The 1,203-nt window shown below is 77.2% G+C and carries 1 protein-coding gene and 1 pseudogene; both read right to left on the bottom strand.

The annotated features are described in order from the left end of the window. Positions 1-189: pseudogene (locus KS423_RS45790) on the bottom strand (adenosylcobinamide-GDP ribazoletransferase); the annotation flags it as partial. A gap of 182 nt (positions 190-371) precedes the next feature. Next, positions 372-1,203 (bottom strand): nicotinate-nucleotide--dimethylbenzimidazole phosphoribosyltransferase (locus KS423_RS45785; protein WP_224285558.1); only part of this gene is annotated, 832 nt, incomplete at its 5' end.

Genomic DNA, 1,203 nt, shown 5'->3' with positions numbered 1-1,203 from the left:
CCAGGCCACCAGCGCCCCGGCCGCGGCCGCCATCGCCCCCAGCACCAGCCCGACCGCCGGGGCCGTGACCATCGCCCGGGCGGCCGCGGCCCGGTCCCACCGCTCCACCCGCACCCGCAGCACGGACAGCGTCCCGAACCCGAACCGCAGGCCGTCGGCCCAGGTGGCCCGATCGCTGCCGCCGGCCATGACCACGTTCCTCTCACAGCAAGAACGCCCCCGGTAGGGGCGTCCTTCGGATTGTCGGGCCTTCATCCGGGAGCGCGGGGAACCGCGCGAGGCGCAAGGGCCGGGCCCGAAACGACATCAGCGACGGTCGGTCGCCGGTGTTCCGGAAGCCGGTGGCAGCCGGTTGCCGGCGCTCCGCCCCGCTACAGCTTCCGCAGCAGATCCGCCGCCGAGGGCAGCTTCGGCTGCTCCTTCGGCCCGCTCGGCGGCTCCGGGGCGAACGGCTTCGGCGCCTCGTCCGCGAGCACGTCCCCCGCGGCCTGGAGCAGCGGCAGCGCCAGCAGCGCGCCGACGCCCTCGCCCATGGTGATGCCCTGGTCCTGCAGCGGCGTCAGAGTCAGCCGGTCGTACGCCTTCGCCTGGGCCGGCTCGCCGCTGGACTGCCCGGCCCGCCACCACTCCGGCGCCCGGAAGGCGATCCGCTGCGCGACCAGCGCGCAGGCCGCCGAGACCACGCCGTCCAGCACCACCGGCAGCCGCCGTACGGCCGCCTGGAGCAGGAAGCCGGTGATCGCCGCGAAGTCGGCCCCGCCGGTGGCGCCGAGCAGCGCCAGCTGGTCGCCGAGCACCGGCCGGGCCCGCCGCAGCGAGTCCCGGATGGTGGCGCACTTGACCATCCACACCCGGTCGTCGATCCCGGAGCCGCGCCCGGTCACCGCCGCCGCGTCGGTCCCGCAGAGCGCGCCGACCAGTACACCGGCCACCGTGGTGGAGCCGACCCCGAGGTCGCCGAGCAGCACCAGGTCGGTGCCGGCGTCGGCCTCCTCGTCGGCGACGGCCATGCCGGCCCGGAACGCCCGGACGGTCTCCTGCGCGGTGAGCGCGTCCTCGACGTCGATCCGCCCGGAGCCGCGCCGGACCCGGTGGGCGACCACCTCGTCCGGGAAGCCGGCCGGGTCGGCGTCCACCGCGACGTCGACGACCCGCACCCGGGCGCCGTAGCGCGCGGCCAGCCGGGACACCGGCGCGCTGCCG

The organism is Streptomyces sp. LS1784, from assembly GCF_020103755.1.
GTDB lineage: Bacteria > Actinomycetota > Actinomycetes > Streptomycetales > Streptomycetaceae > Kitasatospora.
This window is presented reverse-complemented; position numbering and strand designations above follow the sequence as displayed.